Source organism: Variovorax sp. PDC80, from assembly GCF_900115375.1.
In the GTDB taxonomy this organism is placed as follows: Bacteria; Pseudomonadota; Gammaproteobacteria; order Burkholderiales; family Burkholderiaceae_C; genus Variovorax.
Genome location: NZ_FOWG01000004.1, coordinates 190,534 through 216,855, shown reverse-complemented (window position 1 = coordinate 216,855; position 26,322 = coordinate 190,534). Strand labels below are relative to the sequence as shown.

Genomic DNA, 26,322 nt, shown 5'->3' with positions numbered 1-26,322 from the left:
CCATCATACGGACGCGCGCTGCGCCGCGAAGGCCACGTACCAGTCGAGGCTGCCGGGATTGGCCATCGCCTCGCGGTTCACCACCTTCTCGATCGGCTGGCCCAGCAGCAGCTTCTTGATCGGCAGCTCCTGCTTCTTGCCCGAGAGCGTGCGCGGAATCTCGGCCACCTGGAAGATGTCGTTGGGCACGAAGCGCGGCGACAGCGAGGTCTTGATCGCATGGTTGAGCCGCGCGCGCACCGCATCGTCGAGCGCGACGCCGGGGCGCAGCACCACGAACAGCGGCATGTAGCTCTCGCGGCCCAGGTACTCGAGGTCGACCACCATCGAGTCGAGCACCTCGGGCAGGCCCTCGACCGCGCTGTAGATCTCGCTGGTGCCCATGCGCAGGCCCTGGCGGTTGATGGTGGCGTCGCTGCGGCCGTAGATGATGCAGCCGCCGTCGTTGCCGATCCGGATCCAGTCGCCGTGGCGCCAGACGCCGGGGTAGGTATCGAAGTAGCTCGAGACGTAGCGCGCATTGCCCTCGTCGCCCCAGAAGTAGAGCGGCATCGACGGGATGGGCTGGGTGCAGACCAGCTCGCCGACCTCGCCGATCACCGGCTGGCCCTGCTCGTTCCAGGCCTCGACCGCATGGCCGAGCTCGCGGCACTGCATCTGGCCCGGCACCTCGGGCAGCTCACGGTGGCCGCCGACGAAGGCGCCGCAGAAATCGGTGCCGCCCGAGATGTTGCACCACCACACGTCCTTCGAGCCCGCATCGAGGATCTGCTGCGTGCCCCAGCGCTGCACCTCCTCGGGCAGCGGCGAGCCGGTGCTGCCGAGCGCGCGCACGCGCGAGAGGTCGCCGCAGTCCTTCGCGACCAGCCCGGCCTTCATGCAGTTGCTGAAGTAGGCCGCGCCCGCGCCGAAGAAAGTGACCTCGTGGCGCGCGACGAAGCGCCACAGCACGCCCCAGTCGGGCTTCTCCTTGCTGCCGGCCGGGTTGCCGTCGTAGATGCAGATGGTGGCGCCGAAGGCCATGCCCGAGAGCTGCGAGTTCCACATCACCCAGCCGGTGGAGCTGTACCAGTGGTAGCGCTCGCCGAAGTTGTTGGCGCCGTAGCTCGCGCCCACGTCGTTGTGCAGGCCGCAGGCATGCATGGTGAGGATGATGCCGCCCTGGCCGTGCACGATGGGCTTGGGCAGGCCGGTGGTGCCGCTCGAGTAGACGATCCAGATCGGATGGTCGAAGGGCAGCGATTCGGGTTCGAAGGCCGCGACCTCGGCGTCGTCGCGCGCGGTGGCCCGGGCCCAGTCGACGTCGTGCGCCACCTGGCCCGCGGCGTGGGGCGAGGGCACGAGCAGCAGCCGGCGCACGCTCGGCAGCTGCTCGCGCAGTTCCTGCAGCACGGCGCTGCGGTCGAGCGGCTTGCCGCCGTAGTGCACGCCGTCGACCGCGATCAGCAGGGTGGGCTCGATCTGGCGGAAGCGGTCGGCCACGGCGGCCGTGCCCATGTCGGGCGCGCACACGCTCCAGATCGCGCCGATGCTCGAGCAGGCGAGAAAGGCCACCATGGTCTCGGGCACGTTGGGCATGTAGGCCGCGACGCGGTCGCCGCGCTTCACGCCGAGCGACTTCAGCGTGAGCGCGACCGACGCGACCTGGCGCCGCATCTCGGGCCACGACAGCTCGCGCACCTCGCCGCGCTCGTTGTCGCTGACGATCGCGGGCATGCCGGCCGCATGGGCCGCGTCGACGTGGCGCAACACCTCGCGCGCATAGTTGACCTGGGCCCCGGGGAACCAGCGCGCGCCCGGCATGCGCGACTCGGCGAGCACCGCCGTGTGCGGCGTGGGCGACTCGATGCGGGCGTAGTCCCAGATGCTCTGCCAGAAGGCATCGAGCTCGGTGACGGACCAGCGCCACAGGGCGTCGTAGCTGTCGAAAGCGAGGCCGCGCGTCTCGCGCAGCCAGTCTTGATAGAGGCGGATCTGGGGGATGTTGGGAGCGGGCATGGAGCGAGCGTAGCGCCGTGACGGAGTGCGCTCAAGAGGGGTTGACCTCAGGGTTTGTACGCGTGTTCAACATTTTTGTACAAGTGTTCAATACGCATCCATGAGCACCCGCACACCCACCGCCAAGCGCCGCGCCGCGCGCCCGAGCGCATCGTCCGCCGCCGCTGTCGCCATCGAGACGGCACGGCCCGACCGCAGGCAGGCGATCCTGCTGGCGGCCGAGAAGCTGTTCGCGCAGCACGGCTACCACGCGGTGACGATCCGCCAGATCGCCGAGGAGGCCGGCGTGCCGCTGGCGCTGGTGGGCTACTACCACGGCCAGAAGCACGAGCTGTTCCACGCCATCTTCGAGCACTGGGCCCCCTCGATCGAGGCGCGGCTCGCGGGGCTGGCGGCGGTGAACCTCGACCCCGACGACGCGCGCACGCTGCCGCGCATCATCGAGGCCTTCACCACGCCGGTGCTGGCGCTGCGCGCGAGCCCCGAGGGCGAGTACTACGCGCTGCTGGTGGCGCGCGAACTCGCCAACACCACCGAAGAGGCCGACCGCGTGCTGCGCGCCTACTTCGATCCGCTGGCCGAGGCCTTCATCGATGCGCTGCACGTCGTGCTGCCGCATGCCACGCGCGGCGAGATCGCCTGGGGCTACCAGTTCGCGCTCGGCGCCCTCATGAACCACCTGAACAGCAGCCGCATCGCGCGCCTGTCGCGCGGCGAGAACACGCCCGGCGATCCGGCCATGGCGCCGACGCTCGTGAACTTCATCGTCGGCGGCCTGCGCCATGCGCTGCCGCGGCCGAAGAGCGCCAAGTCACCCCAGAAGAAAGCACCCCTCAGGAGAGAAAAACCATGATGAAGAGACGCACCCTGCTGTCGGCATTGGCCGCGGCATCGGCGGCCGCCGCATTGCCCGCGCGCGCCCAGCCCCTGACGAAGATCGTGTTCGGCTACACGGCCGTGACCGACTTCGCCTCGGTGTTCGTGGCGGCCGACGAAGGCTATTTCAAGAAGCGCAGCCTCGAGGTCGAGCTCAAGTTCATCCCGCTCAACTCCACCATTCCCGCGGCGCTGCAGTCCGACTCGCTGCAGCTCGGCGGCCCCACGCCCTCGGTGTTCCTGCAGGCCGTCGATGGCGGCCTCGACCTGGTGGTAGTGGCCGGCGGCGGCCTCACCTCGAAGACCATCACGGGCGCGGGCCTGGTGGCGCGCGCCGGCAGCGGCATCAAGAGCGCGCAGGACTGCGTGGGCAGGAAGATCGGCGTGCCGGGCCTGGGCGCCTTCCTGCACGTGACCTTCCGCGCCTGGCTCAAGGACAGCGGCGTCGACCACCGCAAGGTCAACTTCGTCGAGGCGGCCTTCCCGCAGCATGCCGACCTGCTGCGCGGCGGCTCGGTCGATGCGGTCGTGTCGACCGATCCGTTCATGACCCGCATCACCGACAGCGGCGCGGGCTACGTGGCCTCGTACTACTCGACCTTCCTGCCCGACAACAACCTGACCATCGTGCACGCGGCCAAGCGCGAATGGGTGGCGAAGAACCCTGCAGCGGCGCGCGCCTTCCGCGAGGCGCTGGTCGAGGCCGCGGCCTTCATGCAGCAGCCGAAGAACGAAGCGAAGCTGCGCGCCTCGATCGGCAAGTACACCCGGCTGCCGGCCGACGTGCTCGCGAAGATCCAGATCTCGCCGCCGGGCCCGGTGGCGAGCGAGAAGCAGCTCGCCTACTGGACCGGCCTGATGAAGGAGCAGGGCATGCTGCGCTCGGACATCGACGTCGCGAAGCTGGTGGCCAAATGATCGCGACGCCCGTTCCCAACCTGGCGCGCAGCGCGCTGTCGTCGGGCGCCGCGCTGCCGGGCAGCGGCCCCGCGCGGCATGCCGCGCCCTTCCTGCGCTTCGACGGCGTGACCATCCGCCTCGGCGGCCGCGAGATCCTCTCGCCCACCTCCTTCGACGTGGCGCGCGGCGAGTTCGTCTGCATCGTCGGCCCCAGCGGCTGCGGCAAGACCACGCTGCTGCGCGCGGCCAGCGGGCTGGTCACCGCGAGCGCGGGCGAAGTGCGGCGCAACGGCGTGAAGATGCTCGAGCCCTCGCGCGAAGTGGCTTTCGTGTTCCAGGACTACGGCCGCGCGCTGCTGCCCTGGCGCACGGTCGAGGGCAACGTGAGCCTCGCGCTCGAGGCCGGCGGCGTGCCGGTGGCCGAGCGCGCGCCGCGCATCGCCGACGTGCTCGCCAAGGTCGGGCTCGCGAAGCATGCCCACAAGTTCCCGGTGCAGCTCTCGGGCGGCATGCAGCAGCGCGCGCAGATCGCGCGCTGCCTCGCGCAGAAGCCCGAGCTGATGATGATGGACGAGCCCTTCGGTGCGCTCGACGCATTGACGCGCCAGAGTCTGCAGGACGAGCTCGCGCGGCTGGTGCGCGAGGACGGCCTCACGGTGCTGTTCGTCACGCACGACCTCGAGGAGGCGATCTACCTCGGCGACCGCGTGATCGCGCTGCAGGCCAACCCCGGTCCCGGCCGGCCCAGCCTCGCGCGCATGATCGACGTGAAGATCCCGCGCCCGCGCGACCAGCTCACGACCAAGGAGCATCCCGACTACCTGCGGCTGCGGCGCGAGCTGTTCGCCTTCATCGAGCACGGCCATGACTGAGAACCGGCTCGTGCGCGGGCTGCGGCCCTGGGTCTTTCCGGCGCTGCTGATCGGCGCCTTCGAGTGGTATGCGCGCCGCGCGGCCGCCTTGGGCAGCGATGCGCTGGCGCCGCCGAGCGCCGCGGCCAGGGCCTTCGCCGGCGCCGCGCTCGACGGCTCGCTGTGGCAGGCCACCGGCTTCACGCTCGGCACCGCCGCGCTGGGCCTGCTGCTGGGCGCGGTGCTCGGCATCGCGCTGGGGCTGGTGCTCGGGCTGTCGCGCCGCGCGGCCCGGCTCGGCTCGGTCACCATCGAGGTGCTGCGCCCCGTGCCCTCGGTCGCGCTGATCCCGCTCGCGATGCTGGGCTTCGGCTTCGGCGTGCGCATGGAACTCGCGATCGTCGCCTTCGCCACCTTCTGGCCGTTGCTGGTGCTGGTGCAGGCGGCGGTGCAGCAGGTCGAGCCGCGGCTGCTCGAGGTCAGCCGCGTGCTGGGCCTGTCGGCGCGCGAGCGCGCCTTCAAGATCGTGCTGCCGGCCATCGTGCCGCGCCTGTTCGTCGCGCTGCGGCTCGGCGTGGCGGTGGCGCTGGTGGTGGCCGTGACGGTGGAGATCGCGGCCAATCCCAACGGCATGGGCTACGCGATGATGATCGCGCAGCAGAGCTTCGACCCCGCGCTGATGCTGGCCTGGCTGGGCTGGATCGGCGTGGTGGGCTTCGCGGTCAACGCGGCCATGCTGCGGCTGCAGCGCGGCGTGTCGCGCCGCATGGGAGTCGTGTCATGAACGGCCACGCCGAACGCAAGGGCCTGGAGCAATTCGGCGCGCTGGGCGTGCTGCTGGCACTGATCGCGCTGTGGTGGGTCGCGAGCAACGCGGGCTGGGTCAGCCGCGTGTTCCTGCCGACGCCGCAAGCCACCTTCGCGAGCCTGCGCGAAGGGCTGAACCTGTCGGGCGAAGGCGGCGGCGAGCTGCTCGCCTTCACCGGCGCCACGGTGGGCCGCATGGTGCAGGGCTGGCTGCTGGCGTCGCTGGCCGGCGTGCTGCTCGGCGCGGCCATCGGCGTCTCGCCCGCGGTGCGTGCCTGGGTCCAGCCCACGCTGGAGTTCGTGCGCCCACTGCCGGCCTCGGCGCTGCTGCCGCTGGCGATCTCGATCTTCGGGCTCAACCCCGGCATGGTGCTGTTCGTGGTCGCCTTCGGCGCGATGTGGCCGGTGCTGCTGGCCACGGTGCACGGCTTCGCGGCCGTGGAGCCGCGCCTGGCCGAGGTGGCGCGCTGCCTGCAGATGTCGCGCGCGGCCTATGTCTGGAAGATGGGCCTGCCCAATGCGATGCCCGACATCCTGGCCGGCATGCGGCTCGCGCTGACCATCGCGCTGATCGTCGCGGTGGTGGGCGAAATGATCGCCTCGCAAAGCGGCCTGGGCCAGGCCATCCTGCTGGCCGCGCGCGCCTTCCGCGCCAGCGAGCTGTTCGCCGGCATCGTGCTGCTCGGGCTCATCGGCTTCGCGAGCAATGCGCTGCTGGCCCTGGCCGAACGGCGCCTGCTGCGCTGGCAGCAACCCTGATTTCCGTTGCCTTCTCTTCCCTCCGCTCGAACGAAAACCCCACAAGGAGCCCACCCATGCCACGCAAACTGGTCGACCTCTCGATCTTCCTGGAGAACGACGTGCTCTCCGACCCGCCGGCCTTCGGCCCGAAGATCCAGTACTTCACGCACGAGAACACCTACGAACAGATCGAGCCCTTCTTCCCCGGCCTCAAGAAAGAAGACCTGCCCGACGGCGAAGGCTGGGCGGTCGAGCTGGTGCACCTGTCCACGCACAACGGCACCCACCTCGACGCGCCCTACCACTTCCACTCGACCATGGACAAGGCGCTCGGCGAGAAGAAGCCCGCGATCGCGATCCACGACGTGCCGCTCGACTGGTGCTTCCAGCCCGGCGTGAAACTCGACTTCCGCCATTTCGCCGACGGCTACGTGGTGCGCGCGGCCGATGTCGAGGCCGAGCTCAAGCGCATCGGCCACACGCTCAAGCCGCTCGAGATCGTGGTGATCAACACGCGCGCCGGCTCGCGCTACGGCAACCCCGACTACGTCTCGGCCGGCGCCGGCATGGGCTACGAGGCGACCATGTACCTGCTCGAGCGCGGCGTGCGCCTCACGGGCACCGATGCCTGGAGCTGGGACGCGCCCTTCGTCCACACGGCCAAGAAGTACGGCGAGACGCACGACGCCTCGCTGATCTGGGAAGGCCACAAGGCCGGCCGCGACATCGGCTACTGCCACATCGAGAAGCTGCACAACCTCGAGGTGCTGCCGCCCACGGGCTTCTTCATCAGCTGCTTCCCGCACAAGATCCGCGGCGCCTCGGCCGGCTGGACGCGCGCGGTCGCGATCTTCGACGACGCATTGATGGCCTCGGTCTAAGGAATCCTCTTTCATGCACACGCTCAATCACACGCACGACGTCCACGCCCGCAGCTGGGTCGAATCGGCCAACCCCACGGCCACCCACGGCAGCGACTTCCCGATCCAGAACCTGCCGCATGCGGTGTTCCGCCGCGCCGGCGGCAGCGAGGCCTTTCGCGGCGGCGTCGCGATCGGCGACCAGGTGCTCGACCTGGCCGCGCTGGTGCAGGCGCAGCAGCTCGACGGCCTCGCGCTCGAAGCGGCCACGGCGGCCGCGCAGCCCGCGCTCAACGACTTCTTCGCGCTCGGCCCCGCGGCCTGGAAGACGCTGCGCCATGCGCTGTTCGCGCTGCTGAAGAACGATGCGCCGGTGGCGGCGGTGCAGGCCGTGCGCGCCTGCCTGGTGCCGCAGGCCGAGGCCGAGTACGCGATCCCGGCGCGCATCGGCGACTACACCGACTTCTACACCTCGATCGACCATGCGCTCAACATCACGCGCCTGCTGAGCCCCGGCGGCGACGTGACCTCGAACTTCCGCTGGATCCCGATCGCCTACCACGGGCGCGTGTCGACCATCGGCGTGAGCGGCCAGCAGTTCCGCCGGCCCATGGGCCAGGCGATGGCGCCGGGCGCGAAGGCACCGACCTACCAGGCCTGCGCGCGGCTCGACTACGAACTCGAACTCGGCGTCTGGATCGGCACCGGCAATGCGCACGGCGAGGCCATCGCACTCGAGGACGCGGAGCAACACATCTTCGGCATCTGCCTGCTCAACGACTGGTCGGCGCGCGACATCCAGTTCTGGGAGATGGCGCCGCTCGGCCCCTTCCTCGCGAAGAACTTCGCGACCACGATCTCGCCCTGGATCGTGACCATGGAAGCGCTCGCGCCCTACCGCCAGCCCTGGACGCGCGCGGCCGCCGATCCGCAGCCGCTGGCCTACCTCGAGGATGCGGCCAACCGCGAGGCCGGCGCGATCGACATCCGGCTCGAGGTCTGGCTCGAGAGCGAGAAGGCGCGCGCCGAGAAGCGCGGCCCGTCGCGCCTGTCGTCCACCAGCTTTCGCCACCAGTACTGGAGCGTGGCGCAGATGGTGGCGCACCACACGGTGGGCGGCTGCCAGCTCAACCCCGGCGACCTGTTCGGCAGCGGCACCATCTCGGGCCCCGGCGAGGGCGAGGCCGGCGCCATCATCGAACTCGCGCGCGGCGGCCAGACGCCCGTGCCGCTGGGCGACAGCGGCGAGCAGCGCAGCTTCATCGAGGACGGCGATGCCGTGCTGCTGCGCGGCTGGTGCGAGAAGCCCGGCCATGCGCGCATCGGCTTCGGCGAGAGCCGCGGCACGGTGCTGCCGGCGCGCGGCTGAAGCGGAGCGCGGTCCATGGACTTGCCGCGAAGCAGCGATCGCGCCGAGGCGATCCAGGTGTCGATCTGGCAAGCCATTTCGCAAGCGGGTGCGGCACCGCCCGCAGCCACCCGCGTGCGCCCGGCGGCTCGCCCCGGGCTGGCTGCTCCCGCCCCGCCAGATCGGCGCCTGGCGCGGGCGCCGGCCGAAACCTCGAAGCTTCTTCTGCCCTCAGTTGCCGAAGATCAGTGAGCGGTGCAGCGAGGCCCCGGCCCGCACGCCATCGGCCGAGGCCAGCGTGGCGTTCTGCATCGCGAGCGCCGCATCGCCGGCCGCGAACACGCCGGGCACCGAGCTCGTCTTCATCATCGGATCGGTGCGCACCACGAGGCCCAGCGGTCCCTCGTCGAAGGCGCAACCGAGTTGCGCGGCCAGCGTGCTGCCCTGGCGCTGGGCCGGCGCCACGAACAGCGCGTCGATAGGCAGCCGGCGCCCGTCGTCGAAGCGCACCGCCTCGAGCGCGCTCGCGGGGCCTTCGAGCGCGACCACGCAGCCCGGGTCGAGCGTGATGCCGCGCGCATCGAGCTGCGCGCGCGTCTTGTCATCGAGCGGCGGCATGCCGTGCGTGAACAGCGTCAGCGGTCCCCAGTCGGCCACCAGCATCGCCTGATGTACCGACAGCTCGCCGCTGCCGAGCACGCCGAGGCGGCGGTCGATGAACTCGTAGCCATGGCAGTAGGGGCAGTGCAGCACGCTGGAACCCCAGCGCGGCGCGAGCCCTTCGATGCCCTCGGGCAGCAGGTCGTGCACGCCCGTGGCCAACAGCAGCCGGCGCGTCACGAGTGTCTGGCCCGAAGCCAGCGTGACTGAGAAGCGGGTGTCGCCTTCTTCGGCCGGCAGCACGCGCGCCGTCTCTGCCGCGTCCGCGAGGAAATCGACCGAGGGATAGGCCAGCAGCTGCGCGCGCGCCTGGTCGCGCAGTGCCAGTGGCGCCGCACCGTCATGGCCGAAGAAGCCGTGCGAGGCCTCGGCGAAGCGGTTGCGCGGCTGGCCCGCGTCGACCACGCAGATGCGCCGGCGTGCGCGCGCGAGCTGCATCGCGGCCGAGAGGCCCGCGAAGCTGCCGCCGACGATCAGTGCGTCGTAGGGGAGGGAAGAACTCGTGGAATCAGGCATGGGCAATGTCCTTGGCAGTGAAGCCGCCTTCGTGCATGCGGCGGTGGAAATCCTTCGAGAGATCGGCCAGCGTGATGCGGCCCAGGCGCGCGAGCAGCAGCGCCTCGGCCTCGCGGCAGGCGCCGTCGAGGGCGGTGTTGACCGCCTGCTCGACGATGCAGCCCGGGCTCTCGGTGCGGTTGCCGAAGGCCAGCAGCGCGGGCGCGCCCACGGCCGCGTGGATGTCGGCCAGCGTCACCTTCGACAGCGGGCACGACAGCACCCAGCCGCCGCCATGGCCCTTGGCCGAGCTCACGAAGCCGGCCTGCCGCAGCCCGGCCATGAGGCGGCGCACCACCACCGGGTTGGTGTGCATCGCCTGCGCGAGCGACTCGGAGGTCGCGGGTTCGTCCATCTCGGCCATGTGCAGCAGCACGTGCAGGATGGCGGAAAGCTTGCTGTCTCGTTTCATGCAACATTATGAGTTGCTTGAAATGAAAAGCGTGGCGAAGCCGGGCCAAAGCCCCTTCGAAGGAAGCGGTTGCGGCTCAGGCCACCGGATGCCAGGCGAGCGCCGCGGCATAGCCCGCGGGCGCATCGAGCCGGATCGCACGCACCGCCTGCCAGGCCGGCACGCGCATGACGATGTCGATCGCCGCGCCGGTGCCGGCCGCGATGTCGAGCGACTGCAGGTGCTCGGTGATGCCGACGCCGATCGCCTTGAGCACCGCCTCCTTGCCGGTCCAGCGCAGGTAGAAGGCCGCGAGCCGGTCGTCGGCCACGCGCAGCGCGGCGCGCTCGGCGGGCGTGAACACGAGTTCGCCCAGGGCCTCGATGTCGATGTCCTCGCTGCGGTGCTCGATGTCCACGCCGACCTCGAGCCCCACGGCGGGGTCGGCCAGCGCGATCAACGCCTGCGTGCCCGAATGCGCGACGTTGAAGCGCGGCGCCTCGCGCACGAAGGGCTTGCCCTGCGGATCCGCCTCGAAGCGCAGCGAGAGCGGATCGCGGCCCATGCGCTCGGCCAGCAGGCCGCGCAGCGCCGAACGCGCGGCGGCGAAGCGCACGCGATCGGCACGCTGCACGAAGCGCTGCAGCCGCGCGTCCTCGTCGCTCGAGAGCGCGGCGCGCAGCGCGGTGGGTTCGGTGGCCAGGTCCAGCTCGAAACGAAACAGCTCGATGCCGGCCGGCAGGGCGGCATCGGCCAGGGGAAGGATGCGCATGCGGCATTGTCTTGCACGCGCTGCTATCGTCCGGCCCGCGACGACTGCGCCTTCATCGCCACGCCCGCATGCCTCTTTCCGATCCCGCCCTCCTGCTGCTCGATGCCGCCCTGCGCGGCGTGCTGACCGCCCTGCTGCTCCTGCTGGCGCTGGTGCTCGGCCGCGACCGGCCGCGGCTGCCGGCGGCGCGCGTCGGGGTGGCCCTGGCGCTGGGCCTCGCGCTGCAGGTGGCGGGCTCGACGCCGTCCTTCGAGGCCTGGGCGCCGCGGCTGTGGCAGGCACCGCTGGTGGCGGTGGCGGCGGGCAATGCGGTGCTGTTCTGGGTGTTCGCGCGGGCCCTGTTCGACGACGACTTCGCGCCGCGGCCGCTGCATGCCGTGGCCTGGGCCGCGGTGGCGCTGCTCGCGGGCGCCAACTGCGCCGTGCTGGTCGGAAGCGGCCTGGCGATCGCGCCGCTGACGCTGGGCCTGCAGCGCGCGGCGCCGCTGGTGTTCGCACTGCTGGCCATGGCCGCGGCGGCCGCGCGCTGGCGTGCCGACCTGGTGGAGCGGCGGCGCCGGCTGCGCGCCTTCATCGTCGGGGCCGGCGCGCTCTACAGCATCGCCATGATCGGTGCGCGCTGGCAGTCGCCGCGCTGGCAGCTCAGCGGAACGATGGCGACGCTGGACGTCGCGCTGCTGCTGGCCATCGTGGCGGTGGTCGCCTGGCGGATGCTGCGGCTGGCGGGGTCGGACCTGTTCCCGGCCGCGACGCCCGTGCCGGCATGGCCTGCGATGGAACCCGCGGCGGTCCTCGTTCCGGTGGCCGGTGCCGAACCGGCCACGGTTTCCGAGGCGGTGCCGCGATCCGAGGCCGGCGTCGAACGCACCGAATCCGCGCCGGCCGATCCGGCCCCGGCGGCATCGCCCGAGCCCACGCCCGAGGTCGACCCGGCCGAGGACCGCCTCGCCGACGCCCTGCACCGCCTCATGACGGCCGAACGCGCCTACCGCGACGAGGACCTGGGCATCGCCCAGCTCGCCGCCCGGCTCGCGGTGCCCGAGTACCGGCTGCGCCGGCTCATCAACCAGCGGCTCGGCCACCGCAACTTCAACGCCTACATCAATGGCTTCCGCCTGCAGGAAGCACTGGCGGCGCTGGCCGATCCGACGAAGCGCGAGCGGCCGGTGCTGAGCATCGCGCTCGAGGCCGGCTTCCAATCGATCGGCCCTTTCAACCGCGCCTTCAAGGCCGCGACCGGGCTCACGCCGACCGAATTCCGGCGGCAGAAGCTGGCCGATTCCTGAAATCGCCGGGCCCGAAGCCGCTCTCGCGGTTTTCGGCGAGACGCGGCCCGGGCGGCGCCGGCATCGTGGCGGCTTCGTTCCATCACCAGGAGTTTTCTTGCTTCACCGTTGCTCATTGCTCGGCCGGATCGCCGGCATGCTGGCGCTCTTCGCCTTCCTCGCCGGCTTGGCCCAGGCCGCCACGTTCGGCTTTGACCAGCTTCCCGCCACCCCCACCGATGGCCCCGTCACGCTGTTCTATCCCGCCGAGTCGCCGCCGCAGCGCGTGCAGCGCGGCCCCTTCGCCTTCGACGCCGCCCCCGGCGCGGCGCCCGTGCGCGGCAATGGCCGGCTGGTCGTGGTGTCGCACGGCTCGGGCGGGGCGCCGTGGGTGCATGTGGACCAGGCGCGCAGCCTGGTCGCGGCCGGCTTCGTGGTCGCGATGCCCGAGCACCGCGCCGACAACGCGCGCGACGGCAGCGACCCCGGCCCCGACAGCTGGACGCAGCGGCCGGCCGAGGTCTCGCGCGCGATCGACGCCGTGGGCCGCGATCCGCGCTTCGCCCCGCTGCTGCGGCTCGACCGCGTCGGCCTCTACGGCATATCGGCCGGCGGGCACACGGCGCTGAGCCTCGCGGGCGGCCGCTGGTCGCCGGCGGCGTTCGCGCGCCATTGCGACACCCACCTGGACGAGGATTTCCAGTTCTGCGTCGGGCTGATCACGCGGCTCACCGGCGGCCCGCTCGACGGCCTCAAGCGCTGGGGCGCGCGCACCGTGATCCGCCACCGCTTCGCGGCCGACACGCGGATGCGCGAGGACCACGACCCGCGCATCGCGGCCGCGGTGGCCGGCGTGCCGGGCGCGGCCGATTTCGACCTGGACTCGCTGGTGACGCCGCGCATTCCGCTGGCACTGATCGGTGCCCGGCAGGACCGCTGGCTGATCCCGCGCTTCCACGGCGATGCCGTGCTGGCGGCCTGCCGGCCGCGCTGCGAGCTGCTGGCCGATCTGGCACTCGGCAGCCACGGTTCGCTGCTGTCGCCGCAGCCGCCAGCGCTCGATGGGCTGATCGGCGACCTGTTGAACGACCCGCCAGGCTTCGACCGCGCGGCGGTGCGTGCGGTCGAAACCGGAACAACGGCCTTCTTTAGCCGCCATCTTCTGCCTTGAGACCGCCATTTCCGCGCCGAACGGGCTAACGCACGAGCCCCCGATTCCGCCGACGGACAGCTCCCACAGCCAGGCGCGGCCCCGGCGCTCACGGCCCCCACCCCGCCCTTCCCTATGTTTCATTCCGAGCCGGCACCCTGCCGGCTCTGTGTTTTCAGCGATCCCCGTATCACTCGAAAAGGAAGGAATCCCAGCCATGAAACAACAACACCATCGCATCGTCTTCGGCGCCCTGCTCGCAGGCCTGCTGGCCACCGCGGGCATTCAGGCCGGCGCACAGGTCTCGACCCCGAACGTCGGCGTCGGCGTGGGCGTGAACGCCGGCGTGGGCGCATCGGGCGGCGGCAATGCAGGCAGCGCACAGGCCGGCGCGCGTGGCGATGCCGCGGCGCAGACGCGCGCCAATGCCGGCGGCACCGGCGTGAATGCCGGAACGAACGCCGGCGGGGGTGCTGCCGCTTCAGGCCAGGCGAACGGCCATGGCACCAGCGCTGGCGGCAACGCCGGCGCGGGTGGCAATGCCTCGGGCAACGCGAACGGCGGCGGCCTCGGCAATGCCGTGGGCGGCGTGCTCGGCGGCGCGACCGGCGCGGTGGGCAATGTCGGCAACACGGTCGGCGGCGCCACGGGGGCCGTGAACGGTGCCACCAATGCGGTGGGCGGCGTGGCGGGCACGGCCAATGGCGCGACCGGTGCGCTCGGCGGTGCGACCAATACCGTCGGCGGCGCGGTGAACGGCGTGACCGGCGCGGCCGGTTCCGCGGGCGGCGCGCTCAAGCCGATCGGCACCGGGGCCGGCGCGGCCGGTCAGGCTGGTGGCAGCGGTGGCGTGAAGCTGGGCAAGTAAGCCTGCAGGCACGCGCCTGCGCTTATGAAAGAGAAAAGGCCCGCGCCTCTCGAGGTCGCGGGCCTTCTTTTCGCGTCAGCGGCGGATCACTGCTCGTTCAGATGAATCTGCAACAGGCCCGTGGTGGCTGGCGTGGGCGTACCGATCAGCAAGGACAGGTTGGTGCTCTGGATGCCGATGTAATTCTCGGACGCTGGCGTCTTGGGTTCGACATCCTTCAGATCGGCGCGACTGCCGAGGTTCTGGATGGAGAAATCGAGCTTGCTGCGCGATCCATCGGACTTGAGGGTGTCGCGGTTCAGGTTGGTGGCGTTCGCACTCGCAGTGAGCTTGCTCCAGCCGCCATTGGTCGATGCACCGTAGGCGACGACATCGCGCCATTGCGAGCGGACTGGCAGCCCGGCCCTGAAGACAGTCTTCGCCGGATCGGCGGCCAGCTTGCCGGCCGAGAGTACGACGACTTCGCCGTTGACCCTCAGCGCGATGAAGTCCTCGCTATCCTTCGAATCCGCGATGTTGGTGGCACGCCAGAAGCCGACCGGGGTCGTCGCCGCGACCGTATAGGTCTTGAGACCAGACGGTGGGCAAGCAAGCACTTCGAAGACATAGTGCTCGGTACACAGCTCGAGCTGGCTGCCGTCTCCGGAAATGCGGAACTGGTTGATCGAGGAAGTCGGCCCCACGCCGTACGCACGCTCAAGGCTGAACCGGTTGTAGGTTCCCGCCAGTTCTGCGGCGTTCAACGGCGACGCCCGGCGGGTCATCGCGATGAAGGGTTGCGCGGCGGCGCCATCTTCGGGCTTCAGGGCGCCGACGATCAGATCGGCCGAAGCGGAGGCTGCCGGGTTGCTGGCCGCCAGGCGGAAGCGGGCGATGTTGGCGACCGCGTTGCCCTTGTCGTCGAAGACGAAAGTGCCGGGCTCCTTGTCATCGGCCGCAAACGATCCCGTGAGCTTGCGGGAGTCCTTGCCAACCAGTTCGTAGACCTTGGCATCGAAATCCAGCCGAAGCTTCTTCTGGATGCCACCGGCGCTGAAGAACTCGTAGGTTCCGTTGCGCGGATCACCCGCGGAAGCCTGAAGGTAGACAGCCGCGAACTGCGAGTTCGTGAAAGAGCCGCCCGACGGAATGCTGGCCAGCCATCCGATGATGGGCCAGCCTTGCTCGCTCCTCGGATCGATGTTGACGACCTGGGCCGACCACTTGGTACCGGTGATGCTCAGGTTGCGGAACTTGAGGAAGCCGCGATCGGCGGAGCGCGAACCGCCATCCGAGTTGTAGTAGTCGCTTTCGGCAATGGCTTCGTCGAAACCATGGTCGTCATCGGGCGTCCATCGGACCGGCAGGTTCGTCGAGAACTCGACCCGGTCGCCCGCCTTGATCCGGACTTCCGGATAGGCCTTCCCGCTCGCGGGCGGAGTCGGCGTCACGACCTTGCCATTGACCGACACAGTCATGGTCACGGCATCGGAGGGCACGGTCGGCAGCCCGCCCAGCCCCAACGCACCCACGCCACCACCACCGCCGCCTCCCCCACCGCCGCATGCCTGCAGGCCCAGCGCGACGACCGCGGCCAGCAACAGCCTCCCGTATGACTTCCTCATAGAAACTTCCATTTCGAGCAACTTCTGTCTTGATCCGATGGCCAGAAAAACAGGGCACCCCCGGGAATTCACCTGGCCGATGCCCTTTTCTTTCCTCGCCGCATCACCGTCGACCCTGCCAGGGTGTTCCCCGAGCGGACCACGGCTCCGATCAGTTCATCCAGCGTTGCTCAAAAATGTTTAGCGAAAAGCGCTGAATCCTGAGTGGATTCAGGGGACTTGATGGCGCGGCGCCGCGTCGCTCTCCGCGTCCCGCAGCCTGAACAGGCTCGTCACCTCCACGTCCAGCACCATCAGCTCCCGCTGGTTGAACAACCGCCAGCGCCAGCGCAGGATGCCCAGCGTGGGCTTGCTCTCGGAACGGCGCACCTCGATCACGTCGGCCACCAGGCGCAGCGCGTCGCCGGGGCGCACGGGGTTCGGCCAGCGCACGTGCTCGAGGCCCGGCGAGGCAAAGGATTCGGAGCCCGCGAGCGCGGCCTCGACCACCAGCCGCATCGCGATGGCGCAGGTGTGCCAGCCGCTCGCGATCAGGCCGCCGAAGGGGCTCTCGCGCGAGGCCTCGGCGTCGGTGTGGAACCACTGGGGGTCGTAGCTGCGGGCGAAGCCGACCAGCTCCTCCTCGCTGAGCACATAGGGGCCGGCCTCGATGACCTGGCCCGCGTGGAAATCGGCGAACTTCATCGGCGCAGCGTATCCGGCTACACGACGAAGATCAGTAGGTTTCGAGATGCAGCCGGCCTTCGCGCTTGAGCGCGGCGCCCACGGTGTCCCAGTCCAGGCCCGCGTCCTTGGCCACGTCGCGCAGCGCGAGCACCACGCCCTCCTCCATGCTCTTGAGGCCGCAGACGTAGAAGTGGCTGGCACCGTCCTTCAGCAGCGCGGCGAGGTCGGCCGCGCGCTCGCGCATCAGGTCCTGCACGTAGCGCTTGGGGCTTCCCGGCGTGCGCGAGAACGCGAGGTTGATGTCGATGAAATCCTTGGGCAGCGACTGCAGCGGGCCGAAGTACGGCAGCTCCTGCTGGGTGCGCGCGCCGAAGAACAGCATGAGCTTGCCGCCCTCGAACTTGCCGCTCTTGCGCAGCCGGCGGCGCCACTCGGTCATCGCGCGCATCGGCGCGCTGCCGGTGCCGGTGCAGATCATCACGATGTGCGACTTCGGATGGTTCGGCATCAGGAACGAGGCGCCGAAGGGGCCGACCACCTGCACGGTGTCGCCGACCTTGAGGTCGCAGACGTAGTTCGAGGCCAGGCCGCGCACCGGGTTGCCCTGGTGGTCCTCGGTCACGCGCTTCACGGTGAGCGAGACGTTGTTGTAGCCGGGCCGCTCGCCGTTGCGCGGGCTGGCCACCGAGTACTGGCGCGCGTGGTGGCGTTTGCCGATGGCGTCGACGCCGGGCGGCACGATGCCGATCGACTGGCCTTCGAGCACCGGGAACGGGATGGCGCCGAAGTCCAGCACGATGTGGTGGGTCTCGCTGTCGAAGCCGGCCTCGGTGCAGTTGAAGTTGCCCACCACGGTGGCGGTGGTCGGGGTCTTCGGCGGGAACAGGTTGGTGTAGGCGTGCGCGGCCGACCACGGCGGCACGGTGGCGCCGTACTGGGCCGAGTGGAAGACCGGCTCGGCCGCTTCCGCGCTCGCGGCCTGCGCCGGTGCCGCTTCGGCCACCTCCGCGGCATCGGCCGCGTCGGCCGTCACGCCCGCGGCCTCGAGCTCCTCGGGCGTGAGTTCGGCCGGCAGCGATTCCCAGCCGAGCTGTTCCTCGATCGAGTACGCACGCACCACCGGCATGGTGCGCCAGTTGTCGATCGAGCCCGTGGGGCACGGCGAGATGCAGGCCATGCAACCGTTGCAGACGTCCGCGCGCACGACGTAGTTGTTGTCGTCGTGCGTGATCGCGTTGACGGGGCAGGTGGCCTCGCAGGTGTTGCAGCGGATGCAGATCTCGGGGTCGATCAGGTGCTGCTTGATGACCCCGGCTTCAACGGCCATGTCCATGTTGTTCTCCATCCCCTCGCCGTGGGGACGAGGGATTCATATCCAGGCGCTCAGCCGAAGCGGACGTATTCGAAGTCCACCGGCTGGCGGTTGATGCCCATCACCGGCGGCGCGATCCAGCCCGCGAACTTGCCCGGCTCGATGACGCGGCCCATCAACGATGCCACGAAAGCGAAGTCTTCGGTGCTCGGCAGCCATTCGTCGCGCTTGGCGGCCCATTCCATGTCGTTCACCACGCGGCCCTCGGGCGACATCTTGATGCCGGCGAGCGCGCCGATCTGGCGGTTGAAGGCCTTGTGCGGCACGACCAGGCGGGTGGGAATGCCGGCCTTCTCGAGCACCTTGTTCCAGCGGCCGACGCCGGCCACCGAGTCCTTGATGAAGTCGTCGCGCAGCACTTCGTTGAGCGCGTTGAGCATCGGCACGTCCTTCTCGACGAGCTGGCCGTCCTTCACCTCGAGCACCTTGTAGGTCTGGCCCTTGAGCACATGGTCGTCGGTGCGCTTGCCTTCCTCGTAGCGGCCCTTCAGGCCCGAGCTGTAGAAGATGGCGGCGTTGCTCGACTGGTCGGCGCCGAACAGGTCGATGGTCACGCTGTAGTGGAAGTTCAGGTAGCGCTGGATGGTGCCGAGGTCGATGGCACCGGCCGCGCGCACCTTCTGCGCGTCGTCGGTCTTCAGTTCGTTCATGACCTGCGCGGTGCGCGCGATCACGCGCGACACGCCGCTCTCGCCCACGAACATGTGGTGGGCTTCCTCGGTCAGCATGAACTTGGTGGTGCGCGCCAGCGGATCGAAAGCGCTCTCGGCCAGCGCGGAGAGCTGGAACTTGCCGTCGCGGTCGGTGAAGTAGGTGAACATGAAGAACGCGAGCCAGTCGGGCGTGCGTTCGTTGAAGGCACCGAGGATGCGCGGGTTGTTCTCGTCGCCCGAGGTGCGCTGCAGCAGCGCATCGGCCTCTTCGCGGCCGTCGCGGCCGAAGTGCTTCTGCAGCAGGTAGACCATGGCCCACAGGTGGCGGCCTTCTTCCACGTTGATCTGGAACAGGTTGCGCAGGTCGTACATCGAGGGCGCGGTCAGGCCCAGGTGGCGCTGCTGCTCGACCGAGGCGGGCTCGGTGTCGCCCTGCGTGACGATGATGCGGCGCAGGTTGGCGCGGTGTTCGCCGGGCACGTCCTGCCAGGCCTTCTCGCCCTTGTGGTCGCCGAAGTGGATCTCACGGTTGGCGTCGCCCGGGTTCAGGAAGATGCCCCAGCGGTAGTCGCGCATCTTCACGTGGCCGAACTGGGCCCAGCCCTGCGGGTCGACGCTCACGGCGGTGCGCAGGTAGACCTCGTGGTTGGTCGAGCCCTCGGGGCCGACGTCGTCCCACCAGTTGATGAAGTTGGGCTGCCAGCCTTCGAGCGCGCGCTGCAGCGTGCGGTCTTCGCCGAGGTTGACGTTGTTGGGGATCTTCTCGCTGTAGTTGATCGTGCTCATCGTTGTTCCTTGGGTTGTACGGGCTGCAGGTTCAGACGCGGTTGAGATCGAAGCCGGCCTTCTCGCCGGTGCCGTAGACCTTGAGCGCACCCTTCTCGCCGACGGCGTTGGGGCGGTTGAAGATCCAGTTCTGCCAGGCCGAGAGGCGGCCGAAGACGCGCGTGATCATGTTCTCCTTGCTCGCGAAGCGCAGGTTGGCCTCGAGGCCGGTCAGCGAGTCGGGCGACATGGCGGCACGCTCCTCTATCGCGATGCGGATCTCGTCGTCCCAGTCGATGTCGTCGGGGGCGGCCGTGACCAGGCCGAGCTTGAGCGCCTCGTCGGCATCGAGCGGCTTGCCGGCGGCGCCGCGCGCGGCCTCGAGCGGCGCGGCCTCTTCGTAGAAGCGGCGCTGCAGGCGGCTCTGGTCGTTGACCATCGGGAAGAAGCCGAAGTTGAATTCGTTGAGCACCAGCTTGGGCGCGCGCTCGGCATCGTCGGGCAGCGCGAGCATGTAGGTGCGGTCGGCGGCGAAGGCCAGCTCGGCCAGCGTGCCGGCGAAGCAGGAACCGGCCTCGACCAGCGCGAACAGGCTGCGCGAGGAGACGTCGAAGCGCGCCAGCGTGCGGCGCAGCGCGCCGATGGTCTCGCGCACCAGCCAGTGGTCCTTGTTCGCGAGCATCACGGCGTCCGAGGCCAGCACGGCCTGGGCGTCACCCTCGGTCTTCAGCAGCCAGGTGCCGATGTCGAGTTCGTTGGTGCGCAGGTTGAGGATCGCGTCGTCGAGCTCGCGGCACACGGCCAGCGGCCACCAGGCGGCGCCCGCGGCTTCGATGGCGGCGATGTCGGCCGGCTGCGCGCCGCTCGGCGCCTTGACGGTGATCGCGGCGGTGCGCTTGCTGCGGTCGATCTGCACGTTCACATGCGAGTAGGCGATGCCATCGGCGCTGTCGGTGCGCTCGAGGCGCGTGAGCGCCACGCCCTTGCCATCGGCGGGACGGTCGCTGCCGGCCGCGAGCTGCGAGGCGCGTTCCTGCACGGCGGCGGCGAACTGCGCGGGCTTGGCGACCGCGTCGACCAGGCGCCATTCGACGGCACGCTGGCCGCGCACGCCTTCGACGCTGGTGCAGAAGATGTCGGCGAGGTCATGGCGCACGTGGCGCTTGTCGGTCACGCGGGTCAGGCCGCCGGTGCCGGGCAGCACGCCGAGCAGCGGCACTTCGGGCAGCGAGACCGAAGACGAACGGTCGTCGACCAGCAGGATCTCGTCGCAGGCCAGCGCCAGTTCGTAGCCGCCGCCGGCGCAGGCGCCGTTCACGGCCGCGAGGAACTTCAGGCCCGAGTGCTTCGACGAGTCTTCCATGCCGTTGCGGGTCTCGTTGGTGAACTTGCAGAAGTTCACCTTCCAGGCGTGGCTGGAGACGCCGAGCATGAAGATGTTGGCGCCCGAGCAGAAGATGCGGTCCTTGCCGCTGGTCACGATCACGCTGCGCACCTCGGGGTGCTCGAAGCGGATGCGGTTGAGCGCGTCGTTGAGCTCGATGTCGACGCCGAGGTCGTAGCTGTTGAGCTTGAGCTTGTAGCCGGGGCGGATGCCGCCGTCCTCGGCGATGTCGAGCGTGAGGCGCGCGATCTCGCCGTCGAAGCCGATCGACCAGTGGCGGTACTGGGAAGGCTCGATGCGGTAGTCGACGCGCGGGGGCGGCTGCAGGGAGGTATCGGCGCTCATCGTGAAGTCTCCTGGGTCTGGGGCGGGTGGGTTACACGAAGAATAGTGCAGTTTTCTTCGCTCAGTTCATGCATCATTATGCATATCAACCGGCAAGTCAATGCCTGTGACGCTTTTTTGCAGACCAGGCGGCACGGCGGGCGCATTTCCGGGTGAAGATGGGAATGGTTCTTATTCGCTCAGTTTTGCTGCCACCTTCCCTGCCGCCTCCCTCCCGCGTGCGCCGCGCACGCGGCCCGATGTCCGAATGCCGTTCCCCGACACCCGCCTGCAGCCCCAGCTGGGCGACTTCTACCGTGCGCACCACGGCTGGCTGACCGCCTGGCTGCGCCGCAAGCTGGGCTGCGCGCACATTGCCGCCGACGTGGCGCAGGACACCTTCGTGCGCGTGCTGGCCTCGCGCGAGACGCTGCGCATGCTGGGCAGCATCGAGAAGCCGCGCGCCTTCCTGAGCACCACGGCCGGACGCCTGCTGATCGACCGCGCGCGGCGCCAGCGCATCGAGCAGGCCTACCTGGCCGAACTGGCGCTCGCGATGGAGGGCTGCGCCCATCCCTCGCCGAAGGAGACGCTGATGGCGATGCAGGCGCTGGCCCAGATCGCCGCCGCGCTCGACGGCCTGCCGCCCAAGCCGCGCGAAGCCTTCCTGCTGCACTACCTCGACGGCCTGACGCACGCGGCCGTCGCGCAGAGCCTGGGCGTGTCGGACCGCATGGTGCGCAAGTACCTCGCGCTGGCGCTGCTGCATTGCCGCGCGGAGTTCGACCGGTGAGCCGCGCGTCCGCCGGCGAGCCGGCTGTCGATGCGACCGCGATGCAGGCGGCCGAGTGGATCGTGCGCCTGACGGCCGACGATCCCGCCGAGCGCGAGCGCGCGCGCCGGGGCTTCGAGGCCTGGAAACGGGCCGACCCGGAACACGCCGCCACGGCGGCCGGCATGGAGCGGCTGCTCGGCCAGCTGCAGGCGGTGCGCGAACGCTCGGGCGGCCATGCGCGGCCGGCGCGCGCCGCGCTCACGGCCTCGGCCGCCGAGGCCCGGCCCCGGCGCCGCCGGGCGGGTGCGACGCTGGCCCTGGTGCTCGCGCTGGGCCTGCCCGGCTGGCTGCTGCTGCGGGCCTGCCCGCCGACCTACCTGCTGGCCGACCTGCGCACCGCCATCGGCGACACGCGCGTGCAGATGCTGCCCGATGGCAGCCGCATCAGCCTGGACACCGGCAGCGCCGTCAACCTGCACTACGACGCCGGGCAGCGCGGCATCGAGCTGGTGCGCGGCGCGATCCGCGTCGAGGTCGCGACCGACGCGGCGCGGCCCTTCGTGGTCCGCACGCCGCAGGGCAGCATCCGCGCGCTCGGCACGCGCTTCATCGTGCGGCGCGACGCGCAGGCCACGGTGCTGACCATGCTGGAGTCGCGCACCACGGTGCAGGCCGGCGCCGAGGCGCGCGTGGTCGATCCGGGCCAGCGGGTGCGGATCACCGGGGCCGGCATCGGACCGGCCGAGCCGGTCGACGCGCGCGGCATCGACAACGCCTGGACGCAGCACCGGCTGGTCGCTGACGACCGGCCGCTGCCCGAGGTGCTCGACGAACTCGACCGCTACCACCCGGGCGGCATCGTCTACGACCGCGCGCGCACGCAGGGCATCCGCGTCTCGGCCGTGCTGCCGCTGGACGACACACCGCGCGCGCTGCAACTGCTGGTCGACAGCTTCCCGCAGCTGCGGGTGCGCACCCTCACCTCTTATTTGGTGCTGGTCGACACGAGCGACCCCTCCTGAAAAAAGAACGCGCCCCGGTTCCGCTTTTCGCGACTCGTCCGTCATTGCCGATGAGAACCCGCCGAAAACAGGAACCGACCATGCACGCCCAATCCCGCTCTCCCGCACCGCCCGCACCGCCCGCACCGCCCGCCGCGGCGGCTCCTTTCACGCGCCACCGACTGCGCCTGGCCCTGCGCCTGGCCTGCGCGATGGCGCTGTCCACCGCCGGCCCGCTGGCCCTGGCCCAGGCCGCGAGCCCCACGCCGGCGCGTGACGCGAACGCCGTCTACGACATCCCGGCCGGCCCGTTGGCCACGGCGCTGAACCAGTTCGCCCAGCAGGCCGGCGTGGCGATCGCGCTCGACGCCGGCAAGCTGCGCGACCTGCGCTCGCCCGGCTTGAAAGGCCGCTACGGCGTGGAAGACGGCTTCGCGGCGCTGCTCGCGGGCAGCGGCCAGGCGCTGGGCCGCACCCCGGCCGGCTACCTGCTGGTGCCAGCCGCCGGCACCGCGCCGGTGGCCACGGCCCCGGCGCGGCCGCGGCCGGACCCCACGGCCGGCCAGACGCTCGGCGAGGTCACGGTCACGGCCAACCAGCTCGGCGAGATCACCGAGGGCTCGCGCTCGTACACGCCCGGCGCGATCGCCACCGCCACCCGGCTGGTGCTGACGCCGCGCGAGACGCCGCAGACGGTCAGCGTGGTCACGCGCCAGCAGATGGACGACTTCGGCATGCACTCGATCGACGACGTGATCCGCGCCACGCCGGGCGTGAGCATCGTCACCTACGACAGCGAGCGCACCGAGTACTACGCGCGCGGCTTCGCGATCCAGAACTTCCAGTACGACGGCATCCCGATGCGGCGCGATTCGGCCTACTCGGCCGGCAACACGCTCACCGACACCTCGATCTACGACCGCGTCGAGGTGCTCAAGGGCGCCACCGGCCTGCTCACCGGCAGCGGCGAGCCCGGCGCCACCATCAACCTGGTGCGCAAGAAGCCGACGCGCGAATTCCAGGGCCAGCTCAGCGCGAGCGCCGGCTCGTGGGACAACTACCGCACCGAGGCCGACCTGAGCGGCGCCCTCAACCAGAGCGGCAGCGTGCGCGGCCGCGTGGTGGCGGCGCTGCAGGACCGTCATTCGCACCTCGACCACTACCAGCGCCGCAGCAAGGTCTTCTACGGCGTGCTCGAGGCCGACCTCACGCCCGGCACGCTGCTGACCGTGGGCGCCGACTACCAGGACAACGATCCCCGAGGCTCGACCTGGGGCGGCATTCCCATCTTCAACAGCGTCGGCGGCTTCAACAACATGCCGCGCTCCTTCAACAACGGCGCGCGCTGGAGCCGCTGGGGCCAGTACACGCGCACCGGCTTCTCCACGCTCGAGCACCAGTTCGACAACGGCTGGGTCGCCAAGGTCCAGTACAACCACCAGATCAACGGCTACGACGCGCTGCTGGGCGCCGCGGCCGGCGGCCATCCGAACCCGCTCGACGGCTCGGGCACCTCGATGTGGCTCGGCAAGTACGTGGGCCGGACCACCAGCGACGCGCTGGACGCCTACGCCAGCGGCCCCTTCACGCTGCTCGGCCGCGAGCACGAGCTGGTGGTGGGCGCGAGCATCGCGCGGCGGCGCTGGAAGAACGACGGCTACAACTTCCCCGGCTACCAGGTCACCGTGCCGGACTACTACGGCTGGACCGGCCAGGTGCCGTTCCCGATCTCGGGCGCGCCCAGCTACAGCGACAACGAGGTCACGCGCGAGCGCGGCCTGTACGCCGCCACGCGGCTCAACCTCGGCGACCGGCTCAAGCTGATCGCGGGCGCCCGGGTGTCGAACTACAGGAACAAGGACATCGACAAGTCCGGCGAGGTGGCGCCCTATGCGGGCCTGGTGTTCGACCTGACGCCGCAGATCTCGGCCTACGGCAGCTACACCACCATCTTCATGCCGCAGTCCAACCAGGACGTGAACGGCCGCACGCTCGATCCGCAGGACGGCAAGAACCACGAGATGGGCCTGAAGGGCAGCTTCCTCGACGGCAAGCTCAACGCCAGCCTGGCCTACTTCCACCTCAAGCAGAACAACTACCCCGAGGCCACCGGCGGGCTCACGCCTTCGGGCGGACAGGCCTACCGCGCGATCCAGGGCGTGGTCGCCAAGGGCGTGGAGGCGGAGGTCTCGGGCGAGCTGGCGCCGGGCTGGCAGCTGCATGCGGGCTTCACCCACAAGGTGGCCAAGCAGGACCGCAAGAAGGTGTCGACGCTCGAGCCCGAAGACCAGTTCAGCCTCTACACCACCTACCGCCTGGGCGGCGCGCTGCAGGGCTGGACCTTCGGCGGCGGCGCGCGCTGGCTCGGCAAGTCGTGGGGCGATGCGGCCAATCCCGTGCTCGGCACCACCACCTTCACGACCGACGCCTACTGGCTGTTCGACCTGATGGCGCGCTACGAATTCAGCCCGCGCCTGTCGGCCACGCTGCGCGTGAACAACGCGCTCGACAAGAAGTACCTGACGGTCTTCAGCTGGTACGGCACCTACACCTGGGGCGAGCCGCGCAGCGTGAACCTCGGCGTGGTCTACAAGTTCTGAGCCGCGGCGCGGGCGCCCGGCGCCCGCGCGCTCATGCCGCTTCGCGCACCACCGCGCCGACCGCGGTGCGCAGCGCCTCGAAGGCCTGCTGCAGCGTCTTGCCGCTGGTGTCGACGCGCAGGTCGGCCTTCGAATAGAAGGCCGCGCGCCCGTCGAGGATGCGGCGCAGGTCGTCCATGGCTTCCTTGCTGGCGGCCATCGGGCGCATGTCGCCCTGCGCGGCCACGCGACCCATGTGCTCCTCGGGCGCGGCCTGCAGCCACACCGTGGTGCAGTGGGCCAGCAGCTCGTTGAAGGTGGCCGGGTCGGAGACGATGCCGCCCGGCGTGGCGATCACCACCTCGCCGTAGATCTGGATCGCCTCCTCGAGCGCGCGGCGCTCGTAGCGGCGGTAGGCATTGGTGCCGTAGAGGTCGTGGATCTCGCGCACGCTGCAGCCCGCGAACTTCTCGATCTCGCGGCTGAGCTCGATGAAGGGCATCTCGAGGTCGTCGGCCAGCAGCTGGCCGAGCGAGGACTTGCCCGCGCCGCGCAGCCCCACCAGCGCGATGCGCCGATGCCGCGCCGGGTCGACCGCGGCCGTGCCCAGCAGCTCGCCCAGCGCGATGCGCGCGCGCCGCAGGTCGGCCTCGCCGCGGTGCTCGAGCAGCTCGCGGATCATCAGCCACTCGGGCGAGCTGGTGGTGACGTCGCCGACCAGCTCGGCCAGCGAGCACTGCAGCGCCTGCGCCACCTGCTGCAGCACCAGGATCGAGGCATTGCCGATGCCGTATTCGAGGTTGGCGAGATGGCGCTCCGACACCTCGGCCGCCAGCGCCACCGCCTTGCGCGTGAGCCCGCGCCGCGCCCGCAGGCTGCGCACGCGCTCGCCCAATGCCGCCAGCAGGGGGTTCTTGGCCTCCCCCGCGGGCTCGGCGCTTTCGGGGGGTGCGCCCAGCACCGCCGCTTCCTGTGGATTCATGCGCTTCCTCGTGTTCTCCTGTGCATTCTCGCGCCGGTCGGGTTCATAGGGTAAACACCATACATGCACTATATTGCTTGACACTCATTGTTCAGGTGCTTATTGTTCGTCTACAGGCAAGATACTGCACATTCTCCGGCCTCGCAAGCGGGGAGTTCGCAGGTCCGACCCACCC

Annotated in this window: 23 protein-coding genes; 13 read left to right on the top strand and 10 right to left on the bottom strand. The window is 70.3% G+C overall.

The window, feature by feature from the left end; all coding sequences use genetic code 11:
• Positions 1 to 3: 3 nt before the first annotated feature.
• A complete protein-coding gene (locus BM109_RS14435) occupies positions 4 to 1,998 on the bottom strand; it encodes an acetoacetate--CoA ligase (RefSeq protein WP_093343763.1) in 1,995 nt (664 codons plus the stop codon).
• Between the two features lie 100 nt (positions 1,999 to 2,098).
• On the opposite strand from BM109_RS14435, the gene BM109_RS14430 reads away from it, so the two are divergent.
• The 7 genes from BM109_RS14430 to fahA are packed head-to-tail and all read left to right on the top strand — an operon-like array spanning position 2,099 to position 8,402.
• A complete protein-coding gene (locus BM109_RS14430) occupies positions 2,099 to 2,851 on the top strand; it encodes a TetR/AcrR family transcriptional regulator (protein ID WP_093343762.1) in 753 nt (250 codons plus the stop codon).
• Positions 2,848 to 3,792, top strand: a complete 945-nt coding sequence (locus BM109_RS14425) for an ABC transporter substrate-binding protein (RefSeq protein ID WP_093343760.1) — start codon at positions 2,848 to 2,850, stop codon at positions 3,790 to 3,792. The genes BM109_RS14430 and BM109_RS14425 overlap by 4 nt, the downstream gene beginning before the upstream one ends.
• Positions 3,789 to 4,646 (top strand): ABC transporter ATP-binding protein, encoded by an 858-nt coding sequence (locus BM109_RS14420; RefSeq protein WP_093343758.1) that lies wholly within the window; start codon positions 3,789 to 3,791, stop codon positions 4,644 to 4,646. The genes BM109_RS14425 and BM109_RS14420 overlap by 4 nt, the downstream gene beginning before the upstream one ends.
• A complete protein-coding gene (locus tag BM109_RS14415; RefSeq protein ID WP_093343757.1) occupies positions 4,639 to 5,409 on the top strand; it encodes an ABC transporter permease in 771 nt (256 codons plus the stop codon). The genes BM109_RS14420 and BM109_RS14415 overlap by 8 nt, the downstream gene beginning before the upstream one ends.
• Entirely contained in the window at positions 5,406 to 6,191 is a 786-nt protein-coding gene (locus BM109_RS14410; protein WP_093343755.1) for an ABC transporter permease, read from the top strand. Before BM109_RS14415 ends, BM109_RS14410 begins: the two co-directional genes overlap by 4 nt.
• Before the next feature lie 56 nt (positions 6,192 to 6,247).
• Entirely contained in the window at positions 6,248 to 7,054 is an 807-nt protein-coding gene (locus BM109_RS14405; protein ID WP_093343754.1) for a cyclase family protein, read from the top strand.
• A 13-nt stretch (positions 7,055 to 7,067) separates the two neighbouring features.
• Positions 7,068 to 8,402, top strand: coding sequence for a fumarylacetoacetase (gene fahA / locus BM109_RS14400; RefSeq protein WP_093343752.1), 1,335 nt, complete (start codon positions 7,068 to 7,070; stop codon positions 8,400 to 8,402).
• Positions 8,403 to 8,612: 210 nt separating this feature from the next.
• Here fahA and BM109_RS14395 read toward each other — a convergent pair whose 3' ends face one another.
• The 3 genes from BM109_RS14395 to BM109_RS14385 all read right to left on the bottom strand — a co-directional run bounded on the left by BM109_RS14395 (position 8,613) and on the right by BM109_RS14385 (position 10,759).
• On the bottom strand, positions 8,613 to 9,557 hold the full coding sequence (locus tag BM109_RS14395; RefSeq protein WP_093343750.1) for an NAD(P)/FAD-dependent oxidoreductase: 945 nt from the start codon (positions 9,555 to 9,557) through the stop codon (positions 8,613 to 8,615).
• Positions 9,550 to 10,008, bottom strand: a complete 459-nt coding sequence (locus tag BM109_RS14390) for an Rrf2 family transcriptional regulator (protein ID WP_093343749.1) — start codon at positions 10,006 to 10,008, stop codon at positions 9,550 to 9,552. The genes BM109_RS14395 and BM109_RS14390 overlap by 8 nt, the downstream gene beginning before the upstream one ends.
• 76 nt (positions 10,009 to 10,084) lie before the next feature.
• Positions 10,085 to 10,759: a 4'-phosphopantetheinyl transferase family protein gene (locus BM109_RS14385; protein WP_093343747.1), complete on the bottom strand. Its 675-nt coding sequence runs from the start codon at positions 10,757 to 10,759 to the stop codon at positions 10,085 to 10,087.
• A gap of 68 nt (positions 10,760 to 10,827) precedes the next feature.
• Here BM109_RS14385 and BM109_RS14380 point away from each other — a divergent pair, with 68 nt between their 5' ends.
• The 3 genes from BM109_RS14380 (at position 10,828) to BM109_RS14370 (ending at position 14,042) form a co-directional block, all read left to right on the top strand.
• Positions 10,828 to 12,045, top strand: coding sequence for a helix-turn-helix domain-containing protein (locus BM109_RS14380; RefSeq protein WP_093343745.1), 1,218 nt, complete (start codon positions 10,828 to 10,830; stop codon positions 12,043 to 12,045).
• A gap of 136 nt (positions 12,046 to 12,181) precedes the next feature.
• Complete coding sequence (locus BM109_RS14375; protein WP_093344168.1) at positions 12,182 to 13,195, top strand: alpha/beta hydrolase family protein; 1,014 nt, start codon at positions 12,182 to 12,184, stop codon at positions 13,193 to 13,195.
• A gap of 196 nt (positions 13,196 to 13,391) precedes the next feature.
• Entirely contained in the window at positions 13,392 to 14,042 is a 651-nt protein-coding gene (locus tag BM109_RS14370; protein WP_093343744.1) for a hypothetical protein, read from the top strand.
• A gap of 86 nt (positions 14,043 to 14,128) precedes the next feature.
• On the opposite strand, the gene BM109_RS14365 is transcribed toward BM109_RS14370, so the two are convergent.
• From BM109_RS14365 to boxC, 5 genes are all read right to left on the bottom strand, one after another.
• Positions 14,129 to 15,622 carry a hypothetical protein gene (locus BM109_RS14365; RefSeq protein WP_143129165.1) on the bottom strand — a complete coding sequence of 498 codons (1,494 nt, stop codon included), beginning with the start codon at positions 15,620 to 15,622 and terminating at the stop codon, positions 14,129 to 14,131.
• Positions 15,623 to 15,856: 234 nt separating this feature from the next.
• Positions 15,857 to 16,330 (bottom strand): MaoC family dehydratase, encoded by a 474-nt coding sequence (locus tag BM109_RS14360; protein WP_093343740.1) that lies wholly within the window; start codon positions 16,328 to 16,330, stop codon positions 15,857 to 15,859.
• Positions 16,331 to 16,361: 31 nt separating this feature from the next.
• Positions 16,362 to 17,645 carry a benzoyl-CoA 2,3-epoxidase subunit BoxA gene (gene boxA, locus BM109_RS14355; protein WP_093344166.1) on the bottom strand — a complete coding sequence of 428 codons (1,284 nt, stop codon included), beginning with the start codon at positions 17,643 to 17,645 and terminating at the stop codon, positions 16,362 to 16,364.
• A gap of 50 nt (positions 17,646 to 17,695) precedes the next feature.
• Positions 17,696 to 19,123: a benzoyl-CoA 2,3-epoxidase subunit BoxB gene (gene boxB / locus BM109_RS14350; protein WP_093343739.1), complete on the bottom strand. Its 1,428-nt coding sequence runs from the start codon at positions 19,121 to 19,123 to the stop codon at positions 17,696 to 17,698.
• Between the two features lie 31 nt (positions 19,124 to 19,154).
• Entirely contained in the window at positions 19,155 to 20,831 is a 1,677-nt protein-coding gene (gene boxC, locus BM109_RS14345) for a 2,3-epoxybenzoyl-CoA dihydrolase (protein ID WP_093343737.1), read from the bottom strand.
• A gap of 247 nt (positions 20,832 to 21,078) precedes the next feature.
• On the opposite strand from boxC, the gene BM109_RS14340 reads away from it, so the two are divergent.
• The 3 genes from BM109_RS14340 (at position 21,079) to BM109_RS14330 (ending at position 25,186) form a co-directional block, all read left to right on the top strand.
• Positions 21,079 to 21,603 carry a sigma-70 family RNA polymerase sigma factor gene (locus tag BM109_RS14340; RefSeq protein WP_093343736.1) on the top strand — a complete coding sequence of 175 codons (525 nt, stop codon included), beginning with the start codon at positions 21,079 to 21,081 and terminating at the stop codon, positions 21,601 to 21,603.
• Positions 21,600 to 22,607: a FecR family protein gene (locus tag BM109_RS14335; protein ID WP_371268810.1), complete on the top strand. Its 1,008-nt coding sequence runs from the start codon at positions 21,600 to 21,602 to the stop codon at positions 22,605 to 22,607. Before BM109_RS14340 ends, BM109_RS14335 begins: the two co-directional genes overlap by 4 nt.
• Positions 22,608 to 22,687: 80 nt before the next feature.
• Positions 22,688 to 25,186, top strand: coding sequence for a TonB-dependent siderophore receptor (locus BM109_RS14330; protein ID WP_093343734.1), 2,499 nt, complete (start codon positions 22,688 to 22,690; stop codon positions 25,184 to 25,186).
• 31 nt (positions 25,187 to 25,217) lie between these two features.
• On the opposite strand, the gene BM109_RS14325 is transcribed toward BM109_RS14330, so the two are convergent.
• On the bottom strand, positions 25,218 to 26,147 hold the full coding sequence (locus BM109_RS14325) for a helix-turn-helix transcriptional regulator (RefSeq protein WP_093343733.1): 930 nt from the start codon (positions 26,145 to 26,147) through the stop codon (positions 25,218 to 25,220).
• Between the last annotated feature and the right edge of the window lie 175 nt (positions 26,148 to 26,322).